Raw genomic sequence first — 15,591 nt, 5'->3', positions numbered from 1 at the left:
CCATTTCATCCGGGCGCGTTACTTCTTCTTCCCCCTCTTCTCCATCTCCTCTAACTGCTTGAGGTCGACCATCTGGGTCCCTTCGAGGTCGGCGCGGTAGCTCGCCTGAAGGATCGGGTGGGAAAAACCGGCCTCTTCGCGGGCCTGATCCATCTCCTTGAGGTATTCCTCATCATCGGCAAATTCACGAAGCATCCGGGCGTATACCTGCGCCGCCCGTTCTTCATCCTTCAAGTCCACACAATTTTTATACAGGTCCTTGAACCGCCGGCGGGCCGCCTCCATCTGCCCCATCTCCACCAACGTCTCCGCCCACAGCTGTTGCAACACAAGGTCCTTCTTGACCTCTTCGGGAACCGCCTCCAGCCGCTTGATCACTTTTGAGAAATCCTTTTTCTCAAAATATATCTTTAAAAGGGCACGGAGCATCGTGATGTTGTTCGGACGGTAAAAGAGGACCTTTTCATAGACTTCCACAAGCCCCTGAAGATTGTTCGTTCGCTTGTAAAGATCTGACGCCCTCTCGTATTCCTTGACCGAGGCCTCCTCTTCCCCTTCACTCTGGTACAGCTCCGCCAAACGGACACGGCTGGTGGCACTCGAGGGATCAATCGCCACAATCTTTTTTCGGATCGCCAACGCCTCCTTGGACATCCCTTTGCTGTCGTAAAATCCGGCAACGATCAGGTATTGGTTGATCGCATCCTGCTCAAGACCAACCAACCGGTAGAGATTCCCCAGTTTTTCATTCACCTCAATCAAGGTCGGGTTTAATTTGAGAACCGTCTTGTAGACCGCCATCGCCTTGAGGTGGAAATTCTCCTTTTCATAGGCGTCGGCTACTTCGCGATAACCTTTGATCGCCCGGACGAGATCTTTTTTCCGGGCATAGAGATCCCCGATCTTCAGTTTAACACGGAGATCGGCCGGTTCTTCAGCAACGATCTTCTGGTATTCCTTGATCGCCTTGTCCAGTTTGTTTTCCTTGATATACTTTTCTGCTTCACTGAGGATTTTTTCTTTATTCATTCCTTTTTCCCCTTGGCGAGGAGGGAGAGGACCCCGCGGAATCCCAAGAGATAGCTCTCCGGCCCAAATCCAAAAACAACCCCGGCCGCATGAGGGGAAATATACGATTTCTTCCGAAACTCTTCCCGGGCATGAATGTTGGAGAGGTGTACCTCCACCACAGGGATCGAAATGGCCGCTACCGCATCGGCAATCGCCACGCTCGTGTGGGTAAAAGCGGCCGGGTTGATCACCACCGCGTCATACTGTTTTTGGGCCGCCTGCAGTTGATCCACAATCTCCCCTTCTCTGTTTGACTGAAAAAAAGAAACGGAGACCTTTTCTTCCTGGGCCAACTTTTCGAGTGAGCGGTTAATCGCTACAAGGGTTGACGTCCCGTAGATTTCTTTTTCCCGTTGCCCCAACAGATTCAAATTGGGCCCATGAATGACCAAAATCTTTTTCATTTACCCCTCGTTCCTCCCCCACTTTTCCAGCAGGCGGTTTTCGACACGGGATTTCATCTGCCGGGCCCGTTCGTCCCCCGGTTCCCGTTCCAAAATCGTCTTGCAGATCTCAAGAGCGGTCTTGAGCTCTCCCTGCGCGGCATAAACCTCCGCCATCGTTACGGTCTGCCAGGGTTTCTCAACTTTTTCTCCATCCCTTCTCACTTTGGTCCCGGCTGCCTTCTGGAGGAGTTCCCGCGCCTCTTCATGCGTTGGCATTGTTTCCAAAATCCCCCCGGCCAATCCAATCGCTTCTTCGCTCTTTCCACACTCCCGGCAGATCAGGGCCAAAACCATCCGTCCAGTCACTGATTCAGGGTGAAATTCAAGCCCCTTTCGGCAGATCTCTTCGGCCTCTTCCAAAAATCCTTCCTTCCGGTAAAAATCAGCCAGTGGGGCAAAGGCGATCGACTGTTGATTGGAGCACCAGGTCTTCCAATAACGGACAAAATTTGGGTCCTGGAGGAGTTGATGAGGCGGTTCTTTCACAAGAGTTCCTCGGGGGTTACTGGTGTCACGACGGCTTCTCCAATCTTTTTCATAAAGACAAACCGGATCTTTCCACTCCTCATCTTTTTGTCAAGGAGGATCGGCGCCAAGAGGCGCCGCCTTTTTAGCAAAAATGGCTTGGAGAGCAGGCCATAGATTCCCAGAAGCTTCTGGAGGCGCGTCACCGTCTCCATCGTGCAAAAACCACGGGCGGCCGAGAGTTCCGCGGCAATGAGCATCCCCCGGGCGACCGCTTCCCCATGGAGCCACTGTCCATAACCGGTCATCTTTTCAATGGAATGACCAAAGGTGTGGCCGAAATTTAAAAGCATCCGGAGGCCGGTCGTCTCCCGTTCATCCTTGGCCACGATCTCCGCCTTGGCCCGGCCGGAACGAGTGATAAGAAACACCAGCGCCTCCGGGTCATGGGCCAAAATCTTCCCGACATTTTTTTCCAGAAAGTCAAAGAGGCCGGGATCCCCAATGACCCCATACTTGATCACCTCCGCCAGACCGGAACGGAAGTGGCGGTCGGGGAGGGTCTTGAGAAAAGTTGGGTCGGAAAGGACGAACCGCGGCTGGTAAAAGGCACCGACCAGATTCTTTCCCTGAAAATTGACACCACTCTTCCCCCCAATCGCCGCATCCACCTGGGCAATCAGGCTGGTCGGAACCTGGGCATAGGCAATCCCCCGAAGGTAGGTCGCCGCCACAAAACCGCCGACATCCCCCACCACCCCCCCTCCCAGCGTGAGGAGAAAACCGGATCGGTCGATCTTTTTCTGGAGCAAGGCGGTGTAAACTTTTTGAACCGTCGAAAGGGTTTTGAACCGCTCCCCATCAGGAATTTCTACCTTTTCAATTTTCCTGCCAAAATTTTTTAAAAAAGATCTCCCATAGAGGCGGGCGAGTTTAGGGTGGGTCAGGAGGACAATGCCGCTTGCCCCAGCAAGGATCGATCGGACCCGGTCCGGCAAATTTTCGGCAAGGCCGGCACCGACCAGGATCGGGTAACTTCTTTCACCCAAGTTGACTTGAATCTCTTCCATCACCTTCCCGCCAGTTGACAAACCAGTTCCTGCACCGTCTCTTCCAGAGTCGCGCCGCTGGTGTCTACCGTAAGAGAAGCCTCCTTATAGAAAGGCTCCCGCTCCCTCATTAATTTTAAAATCGTCTCTTTTTTATCCCCTTTTCCCAAAAGCGGCCGGCTCTCCTTCCCACCCTGAACTCGCTGAAGGATCACCTCCGGTCTCGCTGTGAGGGTGACCACCAGGCCGCTCTCTTTCATCAGACGTCTATTTTCAGGATCGATCACCACCCCCCCTCCTGTCGCCACCACCACCGATTTTTCCTTGAGGGTCGCTTGGAGTGCCTTCTTTTCCTGTTCCCGAAAAAACCCTTCTCCTTTTTTCTCAAAAATCTCCGCCACCTTCATCCCGCAACCCTTCTCAATCGCCTGATCAAGATCGGCAAAGCTGTACCCCAACCGTTTTGCCAACGCCGAACCGACGGAACTTTTACCAGTCCCCATGAAGCCGGTGATGACAATCCTGGAAGGATACGATCCTGAAGCCATTAAAACTCTCTGACCTGCTTTTGGTATCCCTCAAAATTCCTTTGCAACTCCTTGAGGGAATCCCCCCCAAATTTTTCGAGAAAGGCCTCGGCCAGCGTGAAGGCGACCACATTCTCGCCAATGACCCCCGCCGCCGGAACGGCGGTAATATCGGTCCGTTCGACCGCCGCCTGGTAAGGCTCTTTGGTCATGATATCCACCGATTCCAGAGGTCTGTAGAGGGTTGATAACGGTTTCATGACGGCACGCAGGACCAGATTCTCCCCGTTGGTTATCCCCCCTTCCAGGCCGCCAGCGTTGTTCGTTTTGCGAAAGAACCGGCGATTCTTTTTGTCATAAAAAATCTCGTCATGGACCTCTGACCCAAAATGACCGGCTGTCCCAAACCCCATCCCGATCTCCACTCCCTTGATCGCCTGAATACTCATCAAGGCTTGAGCCAGACGACCATCCAGTTTCCGATCCCACTGAACATGGCTTCCCAGGCCGACCGGGAGTCCTGCCACAATGATCTCAAAGACCCCACCCAGTGAATCACCACGCGCCTTGGCCTTATCAATCTTACCGATCATCTCCTTTTCCGCCTTTGGGTCGACACAACGGAGCTCGCTCGCCTCCGATCGTTTGGCAATCTCTTTGGGGGAGAGATCGGTCGAGACGTCCACCCCCCCGTCAACCCCCCCAAGATTTACAAGGTGCCCGACAATTTCTATCTCAAAGGCCGCCAGGAGTTTACGGGTGATGGCACCGGCCGCCACACGAGCCGCCGTTTCCCGGGCGGAGGCCCTCTCCAGGATATTCCGGAGGTCGTGGTGATCATACTTGATCCCGCCGGCCAGATCGGCATGCCCCGGCCGAGGGTGATGCACCACCTTCGCCTGCCCCAAATCATCCTGGGCGACATCCATGATCTTCTCCCAGTTGGCCCAATCTTTATTATTGATCTTGAGGGCGATCGGGGAACCGAGCGTCTTCCCGCCGCGAACGCCGGCTAAAATCTCGGCCTTGTCCTGTTCGATCTTCATCCGTCCGCCGCGACCGTACCCCATCTGGCGTCGGGCGAGCTGAAGGTTGATCTCTTCTTCTTTGATCGGGAGTCCGGAAGGGAGCCCTTCCACAATGACCACCAAGGCCTGGCCATGAGACTCACCGGCTGTTAAAAATCGAAGCGGCATAACGACGGGGTCAAGCCTACCCCAGAACTAATCATCAGGGAAGACTTTATCTTTATCGGAGAGTTTATAACCGAGGGCCAAGATAATCTTTCTTTTGGTATCCATCCGGCAATCCATCCCTTTTTCAACACGATCGATCGTCAGGGCGGAGATTCCAGCCTTCCGGGCAAGCTCTGCCTTGCTCATCAACTGAGCCTCTCGAAGGTTTCTAACATGATTATTCTTTGATCCCATAACCTAGCCACTGTAGCTCAAAAAGCGGTTAAAGTACACAAGAAAATACAAAAATATCAGGTTAATTGTATATATTTAATTATATTTATTAACTTACAAGTTTAATTATATTAAATTATACTTAATTAACCGATCCGGAGGGAGTGGAGATACCAGTCAATCAGCTCCCTCCCATAATAGAGCTGGAGGAGCCCGGCAAAGGAGAGAAAGGGGCCGTAAGGGATCTGGTACTTCATCCCCTTCCGGTAAAAGAGGATCAGGATCAAGGCGGCAACAAAACCAAGCAAGGCCCCGACCGGGAGGATGAAAAGGATGTTCTGCCACCCCAAAAAGGCCCCTAGCACTGCCGCCAACTTCACATCCCCTCCCCCCAGCCCCTCTTGCCCCCTTAATTTTTCGTAAAAATACCCGACGAGGAAGAGGAAACCGCCTCCGATGGAAAGGCCAAGGAGTGATTCCTTCAACGCCCCAAGATACGTCCCCTGCGCCAGAAAAAGACTGACCCCGACGCCGATCGGGATCCCCGGGAGTGAAATAATATCCGGGATGATCCGGTGCTCCAGATCAATAAACGAGATAACAATCAGGGGAGAGACAAGCAGGAAAAAATAGAGAAAAAAGGAAGGGGTGAGCCCAAACCGTTCGTAGGTGAGTAGGGCCAGGCCGACAGTGAGGAGCTCGACAAATGGGTATCTCCAGGAAATAGGGCGTCGGCAGAAGGCGCAACGCCCCTTTAAGGCGAGATACGAAACAATCGGGATGTTGTGGTAAAATTTCAAGAACCGGCCGCAATCGGGGCAATGGGAACGGGGGGTGACAATCGACTGGCCCCTCGGGATCCGGTAGATACAGACGTTCAAAAAACTCCCCAAGACCGCGGCAAAGAGGGTAATCAAGACAATCCAAAAAAATTCCACCATCACTGTTCGATAGCATGAATGTCTGTAAAAATCACTTCCTTTTCCCCCTTGCGGCCCTCTCAACGGTTATGTTAGGAAGACCCGTATGACGGTCGCCAAGCCATCCCAAACCGAGGAGGAATATTTTGCCCGGCTGGAGGCGGAAAAACTTAAAAAACAGGCCGCGAAAAAGAAAGAGGCGCTCTCCCAGGCAGAACAGGAAAAACTGAAAAAACTCCACTGGATGCGTTGCCCCAAATGCGGCATGGAACTCCACAGTATGGTCTACAAGGGGATCGTTATCGACAAATGTTTTCACTGCCATGGGATCTTCCTCGATGATGGCGAATTAGAAAAAATTGCCGGGGGCGAAGGAGGGTTCGTCAATGCCGTCCTTGGCCTCTTCAAGACATCATGAAACTGACCGCTGACGACGTCCAAAAAATAGCCACCCTCGCCCGACTCGAGATCAAAGAAGAGGAAATCGCCCGGACGGCAGAACAACTCTCCAACATCCTTTCACACGTGCAACAACTCAACACCCTCAAAACCGATTCGATCGAACCGACCGCGCATGCCGTATTAGTGCCAACCCCTTTTCGGGGTGACGAGGTCGTGATCGATACCGCCAAGGGTGATTCACCCAAAGAGCTGGCCCTGGCCAATGCCCCTGACCGTGAAGGGAATCTCTTTAAGGTCATCAAGGTCCTCTAGAAAATCTAATGACCCTCCATTCCCTAACACTCCATGAAATTCACGAAAAATTAAGAAAAAGAGAGGTCTCTTCTGTTGAACTGACCCAGGCGGTTTTAAAACAGATCGCCAAGACTGAAGATAAGATCCATGCTTTTATCACCCTGACCGAAGAACTCGCCCTTGCGCAGGCCAAACAGGCGGATGACCTGATTCAAAAGAATAAGGGTGCTTCACCCAATAATTTTGCCCCGCTGACCGGGATCCCGATCGCCCTCAAAGATATTTTTTTGATGAAGGGGACACGGACCACCTGCGGCTCCAGGATTTTGTCGAACTATGTCGCCCCGTACACCGCCACCTCCGTCGACAATTTATTGAAAGATCATGCGGTCATCATCGGCAAACTAAACATGGATGAATTTGCAATGGGTTCTTCCAACGAAACCTCCCACTTCGGGATCTGTCACAACCCGTGGGACCTGAAGAGAATCCCGGGCGGTTCTTCCGGCGGTTCCGCCGCGGCGGTTGCTGCCGGCGACTGTTTTGGGGCGACCGGAACCGATACCGGCGGTTCGATCCGACTCCCTGCCGCCTTTTGTAATCTTGTCGGGATCAAACCGACCTACGGACGGGTCAGCCGTTATGGCGTTATTGCCTTTGCCTCCTCGCTCGATCAGGTCGGGCCATTGGCGAAAGATGTGACCGACTGTGCGATCCTCCTCAAGGCGCTGGCCGGTCATGACCCGCGGGATTCAACGTCGCTGAATCTCCCGGTGCCGGATTATACCGCCTCCCTCACGAAAGATGTCCGGGGGATGACAATCGGGATCCCCAAAGAATATTTTGTGGAGGGACTCGATCCGGAGATTGAAAAGGCGGTCCGGACGGCGATTGATCATTACCAAAAACTGGGGGCCAAAATTATCAAGGTCTCTCTGCCCCATACTACTTGCGCCGTCCCGACTTATTACATCCTCGCCCCCGCAGAGGCCTCTTCGAACCTCGCCCGTTATGACGGGATCCGGTATGGGTTCCGGCACCCCGAGGCCCGTACATTGCTGGAGCTTTATACAAAAAGCCGTACTGAAGGCTTCGGCCCGGAGGTCAAGCGGCGGATCATGCTCGGGACCTACGTCCTCTCCGCCGGCTACTACGACGCCTACTACCTGAAGGCGCAAAAGGCGAGGACGCTGATCCGGAACGATTTTGAAGAGGCGTTCAAGCAGTGCGACCTCCTCCTCACCCCGGTCGCCCCGACCGCCGCCTGGAAGATCGGTGAAAAAACCGACGACCCGCTCAAGATGTACCTCTCCGATATCTTTACGATCAATGTGAACCTTGCCGGTCTTCCGGCGATGAGCCTCCCTTGCGGCTTCACCAAAGGGGGCTTGGGTGAATCACCCTTGGGTGAACCACCCCTGCCGATCGGGATGCAGTTGATCGGCAATCATTTTAAGGAGGAAACTATTTTTCGGGCCGCCTTTGCCTACGAGCAGGCCAACGAATGGCACCAAAGGAGACCGGCACTATGAGTTATGAAACAGTCATCGGCCTTGAGGTGCATGCCCAGCTGTTGACGGCGACTAAGATTTTTTGTGCCTGCTCGACCCGATTCGGCGCCGCCCCGAATGAAAACAGTTGTCCGGTCTGTCTGGGACAGCCGGGCGCCTTGCCGGTCTTGAATAAGAAGGTGGTCGACTATGCGATACGGGCCGGACTGGCAATCGGCTGTACCATTGCCAAAAAAAGCATCTTCGCCCGTAAAAACTATTTCTACCCCGACCTCCCGAAGGGGTATCAAATCTCGCAGTATGAACTGCCGATCTGCACCGGTGGTGCCATCAGCATCACCGTCAACGGAGAGAAAAAAACGATCCGTCTGACACGAATCCATATGGAAGAGGATGCCGGGAAACTCCTGCATGAACACCCGACGACCCGGTCCAAGGAGGCCTCGTGGGTGGATCTGAACCGGGCCGGTGTCCCGCTGATAGAGATTGTCTCGGAACCGGACCTCCGGTCGGCGGAGGAGGCGGTCGCCTACCTGAAAACACTCCGGTCGATCCTGATGTACCTCGATATCTGTGACGGCAACATGGAGGAAGGATCGCTCCGTTGTGACGCCAATATCTCGCTCAAACCCTCGGGTGCTGAAAAATTGGGGACTAAGGTTGAGATTAAAAATATGAATTCGTTCCGTCATATTGAAAAGGCGATCGCCTATGAGGTCCAAAGGCAGGAGGAGGCGCTCCAGGAAGGGGGAAAAATTGTGCAAGAGACAAGGCTCTGGAACCCGGAAAAAGAGGTGACGGTGCCGATGCGAAGCAAGGAAGAGGCGCACGATTACCGTTATTTCCCGGATCCGGATCTTTTGCCGTTATTGATTGAAGACAGTTGGGTCACCGCCATGCACCAGCACTTACCGGAACTGCCGACCGCCAAAAGGGATCGTTTTATTTCAGAGCACCAACTCTCCCCAGTCGATGCCGAGACGCTGACAAGTTCAAGAGACCTCGCCAACTATTATGAGGCCTGTGTCAAAGTTTACCCTGATGCTAAAAAAGTTTCGAATTGGATCCTCACAGAACTACTGAGGGAACTCAATAATTCAGGGAGATCGATAAAGCAGTGTCCAATCAAACCTGAACGATTGGCTGGACTTCTCCAATTAATCGACCAGGGAACGATCAGCGGCAAGATCGCCAAGACCGTTTTTCTGGAGATGTACAAAACAGGAGAGCCCGCCGACAAGATTGTCTCCCGACAAGGGCTGACTCAGGTCAGTGATACCGGTGCCCTTGAAAAAATGATTGAAACCATCATCGCCGCCAACCCGAAGGAAACGGAACGGTATCGGGCCGGCAACGAAAAACTGATTGCCTTTTTCGTCGGGCAGGTGATGAAAGAGACTCAAGGGAAGGCAAACCCGCAATTGATTAACGAAATTTTAAGGAAGAAATTAAAACCATGAACTTTAAAACGATCGAATGGAAAAAAGACCGCCTCCTCCTGATTGACCAACGGAAGCTCCCGGTGGAAGAGGCCTACGTCGAGTGTGCCGATTACAAGCAGGTCGCTGATGCGATCCGCAACATGGTCGTCCGCGGGGCTCCGGCGATCGGGGTGACCGCCGCCTTTGGAGTGGTCCTGGGGGCCCAAGGAATCGGGGCCAGGAACTTCAGCGATTTTTACCACCGGTTGGAATCAGTCTGCCAGACCTTGCAGGAAACCCGTCCCACTGCGGTCAATCTTTCCTGGGCCTTGAACCGGATGAAAGAGGTCTGTCGTCGTCATGAGGGAGCTGCCGTTCCCGAAATAAGAGAAAAACTGGAACAGGAGGCGGTCAAAATTTACGACGAAGATATCCAGACCAACAAGAAAATGGGACAGAATGGGTCGGTCCTCATTGAAAACGGGATGACCATCCTGACTCATTGCAACGCCGGTGCCTTGGCCACAGCCGGTTATGGAACGGCGTTGGGGGTCTTTTATGCCGCTCAGGAACAGGGGAAAAAGTTTGAGGTCGTGGCGCCAGAAACCCGTCCGTTTCTTCAGGGGGCCCGACTCACCGCCTGGGAATTGGTTAAAAACAGGATCCCGGTCACACTGATCACCGACAACATGATTGGGGCCTTGATGAAGCAAAAAAAATTCCAGCTGGTGGTCGTCGGCGCTGATCGGATCGCCGCCAATGGGGATGTTGCCAACAAGATCGGGACCTACACCTCGGCGTTTCTCGCCCGTGGGCACGATGTCCCATTCTACGTAGCGGCGCCGACATCAACCATTGATAAAAAAACTGCCGCCGGGGGCGAGATCCCGATTGAGGAAAGATCCCCCGCCGAGGTGGCAAATTTTTATAGACAACTCATCGCACCGGAAGGTATTAAGATCCGGAACCCGGCTTTTGACGTCACCCCGCACGAACTGGTCAGCGGCATCATCACGGAGAGAGGAATTTTGAAGGAGCCTTATGCAAAAAGCATCCAAAATCTGGCTTGATGGCAAGATGATCAACTGGGACGAAGCGAACGTCCATGTTTTGACACACACCCTTCATTACGGGCTTGGTGTCTTTGAGGGAATCCGTTGTTACCAGTGCGACAACGGTTCTTCAGCCATTTTTCGTCTCAAGGAACATATCGACCGGCTCTACAACTCGGCCCACATCCTTCAGATGAAGATCCCGTTCGAAAAAGGGATAGTTCTCAAGGCCTGCAAGGAGATTTTTCGTGTCAACGAACTCAAGCATGGCTACCTCCGCCCGATCGCCTTCATTGGTGACGGGGAGATGGGGTTGTATGTCATGAACAATCCGATCCGTGTGGCGATTGCCGCCTGGCCTTGGGGAACCTACCTGGGGGAAGAAGGGGTCAAAAATGGGATCCGTGCCAAGGTTTCTTCCTATACCCGGCATCATGTCAACAGCATCATGAACAAGGCTAAAAGCTGCGGGACTTACATCAACTCCATCCTGGCTAAACGAGAGGCGATCAAGGCCGGCTACGAAGAGGCGATCCTTCTCGACAGCGAAGGGTATGTCGCCGAGGCCTCCGGTGAAAATATCTTTGTGGTGAAAGAGGGCACTGTCAAGACAACCCCCTCCGGGGCCTCTGTCCTGGACGGGATCACCGCCAACAGTGTGGTAACTATTCTCAAAGATAAAAAGATTGAGGTGGCTTCACAAAAATTTACCCGGGATGAGCTGTATCTGGCCGATGAGATCTTTATGACCGGCACTGCCGCCGAGATTACACCGGTCAGGGAAGTGGATGATCGGATGGTTGGCACCGGCAAACCGGGCCCAATCACCCAAGAGGTGCAGAAGACCTTTCATGCCATCGTGAAGGGAAAGGATGAAAAATACCGCCGCTGGTTAGATGTTATTTAGTTCAGATTCTCTCTGCGAATAATCAGATGAAATACAAACTCCGTGGTTTGGGGATTAATCCGGTAATTTCTCACAACCTCTTCATGTGGCAGGTTGACACTGATCCGCCAGGCCTTTAATTTTTCAGGGATCGATTGCCGTCTTAAGAAAACGCCGCCACAGGAGAGGACCGCCGGCTTTTCCATCAGGTTGACCGCCTCCCGGATCGGCGCCGCCAACCCCTCCAAGAGTTCCCCCACCCTGGATTCATCCGCTGTCTTCACAGGCAACCTCCTCAATAATAAGAGGTAGCAACCGGTGTGCCAAAGAAAGAGAGACGGGGGGAATGGCACCTCAACCCTATGAAAAACCTGTTTTTATTTGTCTTCGAAGGGCAGAAAATAGCGTCAAAACAACCGACAAGGCTGGGTGAATTTCAACTTTTTTGACAGGGGGAGTGCCATTAAATTGACGTCGATTTTTGATAGGTTCCCAGGATCTGCCGATGCGTCTTTGCAGAGAGTTCTTCAATCGTCTCAAAGGGTGGATCAATCGGGGGGCCAATAGTGAGACGAATCGTACCGGGGCGGACCTTCCATTCCCCTTTTTTCATCCTTTCCCCTGAACCGCAGAGGGTAACCGGCAAGACCGGGCAACCGGATTCCTTCGCCATCCGGAACGCCCCCAACTTGAAGGGGCCAATGGAGCCATCCCTGGAACGGGTCCCCTCCGGAAAGACCGCCATCGGGATCCCCTTGCGGAGTTGTTCCACCGCCAACGCCACCGCCTGCCGATCACGCTCCTTGTCTTTCCGTGTCACCAGGACATGTTGGGAGGCCCACAAGACCAAACCGACGAACGGCACCTTGAAATAACCCGGCTTTGAAAGCCAGGCCATCGGCAAAGGAATCATCCCGTTGATCGCAAAGCTGTCGAACATCCCTTGATGGTTGGAGCAGACCACATACGTTTTTTTTGGGTCGACATGTTCCAACCCCTCAACCTGGACATGAACCCGGACGAGAAAGAGAATCCACCGGCAGAATAAAATATTGGAATAACGCACCCACGGACGACGGGGAAAGAGGGAATGAAGGATCGCCGTATAAAAACTGTGGAGCGTGATGGAAAGGCTGGCGATGACCCATTGAAAGATCGCAAGGATGGCGCTCATCGGCGAACCCCCAGGAAGGCCTTTCCCCGAAGTTTTTTATGGTAGGTGATCGCAAAACGATGCGCCTCATCCCGGATCTGCATCAGGAGGTGAAGTATTGAGGAATGGGGTTTGAGGAGAATCGGATTCTTCCGCCCCGGCAGGAAGACTTTGTCTTGTTTTTCTCCCTCTTTTTTCTTGGCAAGCCCAATGACATCAATCCCAGTGATCCCTAACTCCTCCAAGGCCTTCAGCGCCATCCCCAACTGCCCCTTCCCTCCATCCACGACGATCAGATCCGGTAATTGCCACCTTGATTTTCCAGCCTCGGTCATCCGACTTCGCATAAGCCGCCTCTTGAGGACCTCATACATCATCTCAAAGTCATTCGGCCCAAAAACTGTTTTGATCTTGAACCGTTTATAATGTTCCTTTGCCGGAATCCCATCGAGAAATGTCACCAGGGATCCCGTCGCCATCGCCCCTTGAGTGTTGGAGATGTCGTAGCATTCCATAACAGCGGGGATCTTTTTCAGAGAAAGCTGTTGTTGAAGCTGAAGCAGGAGATCGGCTGACTCTCCCTTTTCCCGAAAGTGCCGTTTAAATCCCTCCATCGCATTTTTCTCGGCCAATCGAAGGAGTTCTTTTTTTTCTCCCCTCTTTGCACGGGTCACAATCTCCTGGGGGAGGTAACGGTCCTCACCATAATACTGCAGAAGAAAAGAGGCGATCATCTCTTCTCCGTTTGCCGGTGATTGAAAATGATAGAGACGGGTCCCCTGAACCCGTCCCGCACGGACCATCAGGACGCAGAAGGTGAACTGCTCTCCCTCTCTATAATAAGAGACGAAGTCTTGATTGGCCGCTCGGTAGCGGATCATGCTCTGTTTCTCCAGCGTCTCCTTCATCGATTGGATCAGGTCCCGGAGACGGGCCGCCTTTTCAAAATCGAGCTTTTCTGAGGCCTCGTTCCTCTCTATTTTTAATTTTTGCAGAAGGTCTTTTTTTCGTCCTTCCAAAAAAAGTCTGACATTCTCCACAAGCTGGCGATACGGTTCTTCCTGGATAAACCCGACACAAGGGGCCAGGCACCGTTTGATCTGGTACTGCAGGCAGGGACGCGACCTGTTTTTTAGTTCATGATCCGAACAGGTGCGAAGCTGAAAATATTTTTCGATAAAATCGACTGTCTCCCGACAGGCAGAGGCACTGGAATAAGGGCCGAAGTAGGGCCCCTCCTCTTCCTTGATCTGCCGGGTGACGTAAATCCTGGGGAATTCGTCTTTGACCGAGAGCCTGACGCTCACATAGTTTTTATCATCCCGGAGTTGGATATTATATTTCGGTTTGTGTTTCTTGATGAGCGTGTTTTCAAGGAGGAGCGCCTCTTTTTCAGTACCGGTCACAATCGTCTCAATAACAACCACCCTCTTCATCAAGAATTGGATTTGGGTGCGGGAGGTCGCCTCTTTTGAGAAATAACTCTTCAGACGATCGCGCAGGTTTTTTGCCTTCCCCACATAGAGGACCTCCCCGGCCTGATTTTTCATCAGGTAGACACCGGGGGTGACAGGGAAAGAAGAGACCTTCTCAGCCAGAGCCATGAGCCGAGATTATTACAAGAGCTCGACGGTTACCCGCAACTAGAATCGTCAATAATTTGACCTTAACCGGTATGATTTAACCCCCTATCTGCCTCAATTCCCTAACAAAACCAAACCTCACCAATAGGCATGACTCTTGCACGGTCATTTAGGAAAAGACCAAAAGGAGACCGTCCATGCCAAGAAACCTGTTCCTGTTCCTGTCCCTTGTTTTCGTCCTGGGTTGTAGCGGGAGTGACAGCGGTTCGGTCAAGGGGGGTGATAAATGGAGCGCCCCGGACGAGCCCCCTTCGGAACAGCTCTTTAAGGGATGGAATCTCAAATCAAAGATAGAAGAAACTGATTGTTCCAAAGGTTTTATGATCGAAAATATGGCTGACGGGTATCTTGGTATTGAGAAAAAAGAGGATGGAAAGTGTCGGGTCATTGATTCTACTGGAAAAGATATTACCGAGCGGGGCGGCACGGTCACCTGCGGGGGGAATGTCGTCATCATAGAACAGAAGGCCGACAGTCTCGATAACAGCCCCTCTCCGGATTGCAAAGTCGGTATGACCTCCAAGGGGCGGCTTGAAGTTTCTGAAGATTGCAAGATGACGGGAAGTTTCGAAGGGAGCTTCATCGTTGAAGGGTGCGAGGAACTGACCCAGGCCGGTATTGATTACCTGAAGGATTGCAAGATGAACGGAACTTTAGAAGGCAGTTGCGGCAGTGCGACAGATGTCCCTTCTGATGTCCCTTCTAAGGTCAATGCGAAACCTCTCCCACCCCCCAATGGAGACGACTATCTGCCCGATTGCAAAGACCTGCCTGCCGACCTGACTCCGGAGATGAAGGCTCAGATCACTTGCAAGGCGGAGGATGGCACTATCGTCGGTCCTGGCGGTATTCCTACCCCTCTGCCACCGCCTCCTCCACCACCCCCCCCTCCAGCACCAGCTTTCAGCCCGATTTATATCAACGCGGGAGGAGCAGCCATTGCCAATAGTGTTTGGGGTGCGGACAACTTCTCTCAAGGAGGAAGCACCTACACCTACAGCGGTACCAATGCCACCTGTAACGCCCTGCCCAATCAATTCAAAACAGAAAGGTACGGCACTTTTAACTATACCTTCTCAGTCCCCAACGGAACCTACACGGTGGATCTTGCCTTCACTGAACTTGTCAAGACGGCGATTGGCCAGAGAAAATTTAACGTGGATATTCAGTCTACACGCAAATTGACTAATTTTGATATCTACAGCTCAACCGGTGGTCGGTGTAGGACAAGCGTGAAACGATTTAGTGGGATCATTGTCACTAACGGCACACTCTTCATCTCATTCACTCCGGGCAGTGCCGACAATCCGAAGGTTTCGGCGATATCGATACTACAGTAGGG

General features: G+C 52.6%; 18 protein-coding genes. 7 read left to right on the top strand and 11 right to left on the bottom strand.

Going from position 1 to position 15,591, the window contains the following annotated elements:
• Positions 1–18: 18 nt before the first annotated feature.
• The 8 genes from HYS22_07360 to HYS22_07325 all read right to left on the bottom strand — a co-directional run bounded on the left by HYS22_07360 (position 19) and on the right by HYS22_07325 (position 5,908).
• The gene (locus HYS22_07360) at positions 19–1,029 is read right to left on the bottom strand and encodes a tetratricopeptide repeat protein (GenBank protein MBI1909969.1); all 1,011 of its coding nucleotides are present in this window, start codon (positions 1,027–1,029) and stop codon (positions 19–21) included.
• The gene (gene aroQ, locus HYS22_07355; GenBank protein MBI1909968.1) at positions 1,026–1,475 is read right to left on the bottom strand and encodes a type II 3-dehydroquinate dehydratase; all 450 of its coding nucleotides are present in this window, start codon (positions 1,473–1,475) and stop codon (positions 1,026–1,028) included. Before aroQ ends, HYS22_07360 begins: the two co-directional genes overlap by 4 nt.
• Positions 1,476–2,003: a tetratricopeptide repeat protein gene (locus HYS22_07350; protein ID MBI1909967.1), complete on the bottom strand. Its 528-nt coding sequence runs from the start codon at positions 2,001–2,003 to the stop codon at positions 1,476–1,478.
• A complete protein-coding gene (gene aroB / locus HYS22_07345) occupies positions 2,000–3,055 on the bottom strand; it encodes a 3-dehydroquinate synthase (protein ID MBI1909966.1) in 1,056 nt (351 codons plus the stop codon). The genes HYS22_07350 and aroB overlap by 4 nt, the downstream gene beginning before the upstream one ends.
• Positions 3,052–3,579 carry a shikimate kinase gene (locus HYS22_07340; protein ID MBI1909965.1) on the bottom strand — a complete coding sequence of 176 codons (528 nt, stop codon included), beginning with the start codon at positions 3,577–3,579 and terminating at the stop codon, positions 3,052–3,054. Before HYS22_07340 ends, aroB begins: the two co-directional genes overlap by 4 nt.
• The gene (aroC, locus tag HYS22_07335) at positions 3,579–4,754 is read right to left on the bottom strand and encodes a chorismate synthase (GenBank protein MBI1909964.1); all 1,176 of its coding nucleotides are present in this window, start codon (positions 4,752–4,754) and stop codon (positions 3,579–3,581) included. Before aroC ends, HYS22_07340 begins: the two co-directional genes overlap by 1 nt.
• Positions 4,755–4,781: 27 nt before the next feature.
• The gene (locus HYS22_07330; protein ID MBI1909963.1) at positions 4,782–4,988 is read right to left on the bottom strand and encodes a helix-turn-helix transcriptional regulator; all 207 of its coding nucleotides are present in this window, start codon (positions 4,986–4,988) and stop codon (positions 4,782–4,784) included.
• A gap of 125 nt (positions 4,989–5,113) precedes the next feature.
• Complete coding sequence (locus tag HYS22_07325; GenBank protein MBI1909962.1) at positions 5,114–5,908, bottom strand: prepilin peptidase; 795 nt, start codon at positions 5,906–5,908, stop codon at positions 5,114–5,116.
• 85 nt (positions 5,909–5,993) lie between these two features.
• Between HYS22_07325 and HYS22_07320 the strand changes: the two genes are divergently transcribed.
• Genes HYS22_07320 through HYS22_07295 form a run of 6 tightly spaced genes read left to right on the top strand, consistent with a single transcriptional unit; the run spans position 5,994 to position 11,474 of the window.
• Positions 5,994–6,305: a zf-TFIIB domain-containing protein gene (locus HYS22_07320; GenBank protein ID MBI1909961.1), complete on the top strand. Its 312-nt coding sequence runs from the start codon at positions 5,994–5,996 to the stop codon at positions 6,303–6,305.
• Entirely contained in the window at positions 6,302–6,601 is a 300-nt protein-coding gene (gatC, locus tag HYS22_07315) for an Asp-tRNA(Asn)/Glu-tRNA(Gln) amidotransferase subunit GatC (GenBank protein MBI1909960.1), read from the top strand. The genes HYS22_07320 and gatC overlap by 4 nt, the downstream gene beginning before the upstream one ends.
• A gap of 8 nt (positions 6,602–6,609) precedes the next feature.
• On the top strand, positions 6,610–8,115 hold the full coding sequence (gatA, locus tag HYS22_07310) for an Asp-tRNA(Asn)/Glu-tRNA(Gln) amidotransferase subunit GatA (protein MBI1909959.1): 1,506 nt from the start codon (positions 6,610–6,612) through the stop codon (positions 8,113–8,115).
• Positions 8,112–9,554 carry an Asp-tRNA(Asn)/Glu-tRNA(Gln) amidotransferase subunit GatB gene (gene gatB / locus HYS22_07305; GenBank protein MBI1909958.1) on the top strand — a complete coding sequence of 481 codons (1,443 nt, stop codon included), beginning with the start codon at positions 8,112–8,114 and terminating at the stop codon, positions 9,552–9,554. Before gatA ends, gatB begins: the two co-directional genes overlap by 4 nt.
• On the top strand, positions 9,551–10,585 hold the full coding sequence (gene mtnA, locus HYS22_07300; GenBank protein ID MBI1909957.1) for an S-methyl-5-thioribose-1-phosphate isomerase: 1,035 nt from the start codon (positions 9,551–9,553) through the stop codon (positions 10,583–10,585). Before gatB ends, mtnA begins: the two co-directional genes overlap by 4 nt.
• A complete protein-coding gene (locus HYS22_07295) occupies positions 10,557–11,474 on the top strand; it encodes a branched-chain amino acid transaminase (protein ID MBI1909956.1) in 918 nt (305 codons plus the stop codon). The genes mtnA and HYS22_07295 overlap by 29 nt, the downstream gene beginning before the upstream one ends.
• Here HYS22_07295 and HYS22_07290 read toward each other — a convergent pair.
• The 3 genes from HYS22_07290 to uvrC all read right to left on the bottom strand — a co-directional run bounded on the left by HYS22_07290 (position 11,471) and on the right by uvrC (position 14,210).
• Positions 11,471–11,737: a hypothetical protein gene (locus HYS22_07290; protein ID MBI1909955.1), complete on the bottom strand. Its 267-nt coding sequence runs from the start codon at positions 11,735–11,737 to the stop codon at positions 11,471–11,473. The genes HYS22_07295 and HYS22_07290 overlap by 4 nt on opposite strands.
• Positions 11,738–11,916: 179 nt before the next feature.
• A complete protein-coding gene (locus HYS22_07285) occupies positions 11,917–12,627 on the bottom strand; it encodes a 1-acyl-sn-glycerol-3-phosphate acyltransferase (protein ID MBI1909954.1) in 711 nt (236 codons plus the stop codon).
• Positions 12,624–14,210 (bottom strand): excinuclease ABC subunit C, encoded by a 1,587-nt coding sequence (uvrC, locus tag HYS22_07280; protein MBI1909953.1) that lies wholly within the window; start codon positions 14,208–14,210, stop codon positions 12,624–12,626. The genes HYS22_07285 and uvrC overlap by 4 nt, the downstream gene beginning before the upstream one ends.
• 176 nt (positions 14,211–14,386) lie before the next feature.
• On the opposite strand from uvrC, the gene HYS22_07275 reads away from it, so the two are divergent.
• Entirely contained in the window at positions 14,387–15,589 is a 1,203-nt protein-coding gene (locus HYS22_07275) for a hypothetical protein (protein MBI1909952.1), read from the top strand.
• Positions 15,590–15,591: the final 2 nt, after the last annotated feature.

The sequence above is a fragment of the Deltaproteobacteria bacterium genome (genome assembly GCA_016177765.1).
In the GTDB taxonomy this organism is placed as follows: Bacteria; UBA10199; UBA10199; order JACPAL01; family JACOUP01; genus JACOUP01.
Note: the sequence above shows the minus strand (reverse complement) of the source record. Positions and strands in the feature narration are given on the sequence as shown.

Excerpts from the sequence above, each read along its gene's own strand:
- HYS22_07360 (MBI1909969.1), bottom strand. The coding sequence starts at position 1,029 with ATGAATAAAGAAAAAATCCTCAGTGAAGCAGAAAAGTATATCAAGGAA.
- aroQ (MBI1909968.1), bottom strand. The coding sequence starts at position 1,475 with ATGAAAAAGATTTTGGTCATTCATGGGCCCAATTTGAATCTGTTGGGG.
- HYS22_07340 (MBI1909965.1), bottom strand. The coding sequence starts at position 3,579 with ATGGCTTCAGGATCGTATCCTTCCAGGATTGTCATCACCGGCTTCATG.
- aroC (MBI1909964.1), bottom strand. The coding sequence starts at position 4,754 with ATGCCGCTTCGATTTTTAACAGCCGGTGAGTCTCATGGCCAGGCCTTG.
- HYS22_07330 (MBI1909963.1), bottom strand. The coding sequence starts at position 4,988 with ATGGGATCAAAGAATAATCATGTTAGAAACCTTCGAGAGGCTCAGTTG.
- HYS22_07325 (MBI1909962.1), bottom strand. The coding sequence starts at position 5,908 with ATGGTGGAATTTTTTTGGATTGTCTTGATTACCCTCTTTGCCGCGGTC.
- HYS22_07320 (MBI1909961.1), top strand. The coding sequence starts at position 5,994 with ATGACGGTCGCCAAGCCATCCCAAACCGAGGAGGAATATTTTGCCCGG.
- gatC (MBI1909960.1), top strand. The coding sequence starts at position 6,302 with ATGAAACTGACCGCTGACGACGTCCAAAAAATAGCCACCCTCGCCCGA.
- gatA (MBI1909959.1), top strand. The coding sequence starts at position 6,610 with ATGACCCTCCATTCCCTAACACTCCATGAAATTCACGAAAAATTAAGA.
- gatB (MBI1909958.1), top strand. The coding sequence starts at position 8,112 with ATGAGTTATGAAACAGTCATCGGCCTTGAGGTGCATGCCCAGCTGTTG.
- mtnA (MBI1909957.1), top strand. The coding sequence starts at position 9,551 with ATGAACTTTAAAACGATCGAATGGAAAAAAGACCGCCTCCTCCTGATT.
- HYS22_07295 (MBI1909956.1), top strand. The coding sequence starts at position 10,557 with ATGCAAAAAGCATCCAAAATCTGGCTTGATGGCAAGATGATCAACTGG.
- HYS22_07285 (MBI1909954.1), bottom strand. The coding sequence starts at position 12,627 with ATGAGCGCCATCCTTGCGATCTTTCAATGGGTCATCGCCAGCCTTTCC.
- uvrC (MBI1909953.1), bottom strand. The coding sequence starts at position 14,210 with ATGGCTCTGGCTGAGAAGGTCTCTTCTTTCCCTGTCACCCCCGGTGTC.
- HYS22_07275 (MBI1909952.1), top strand. The coding sequence starts at position 14,387 with ATGCCAAGAAACCTGTTCCTGTTCCTGTCCCTTGTTTTCGTCCTGGGT.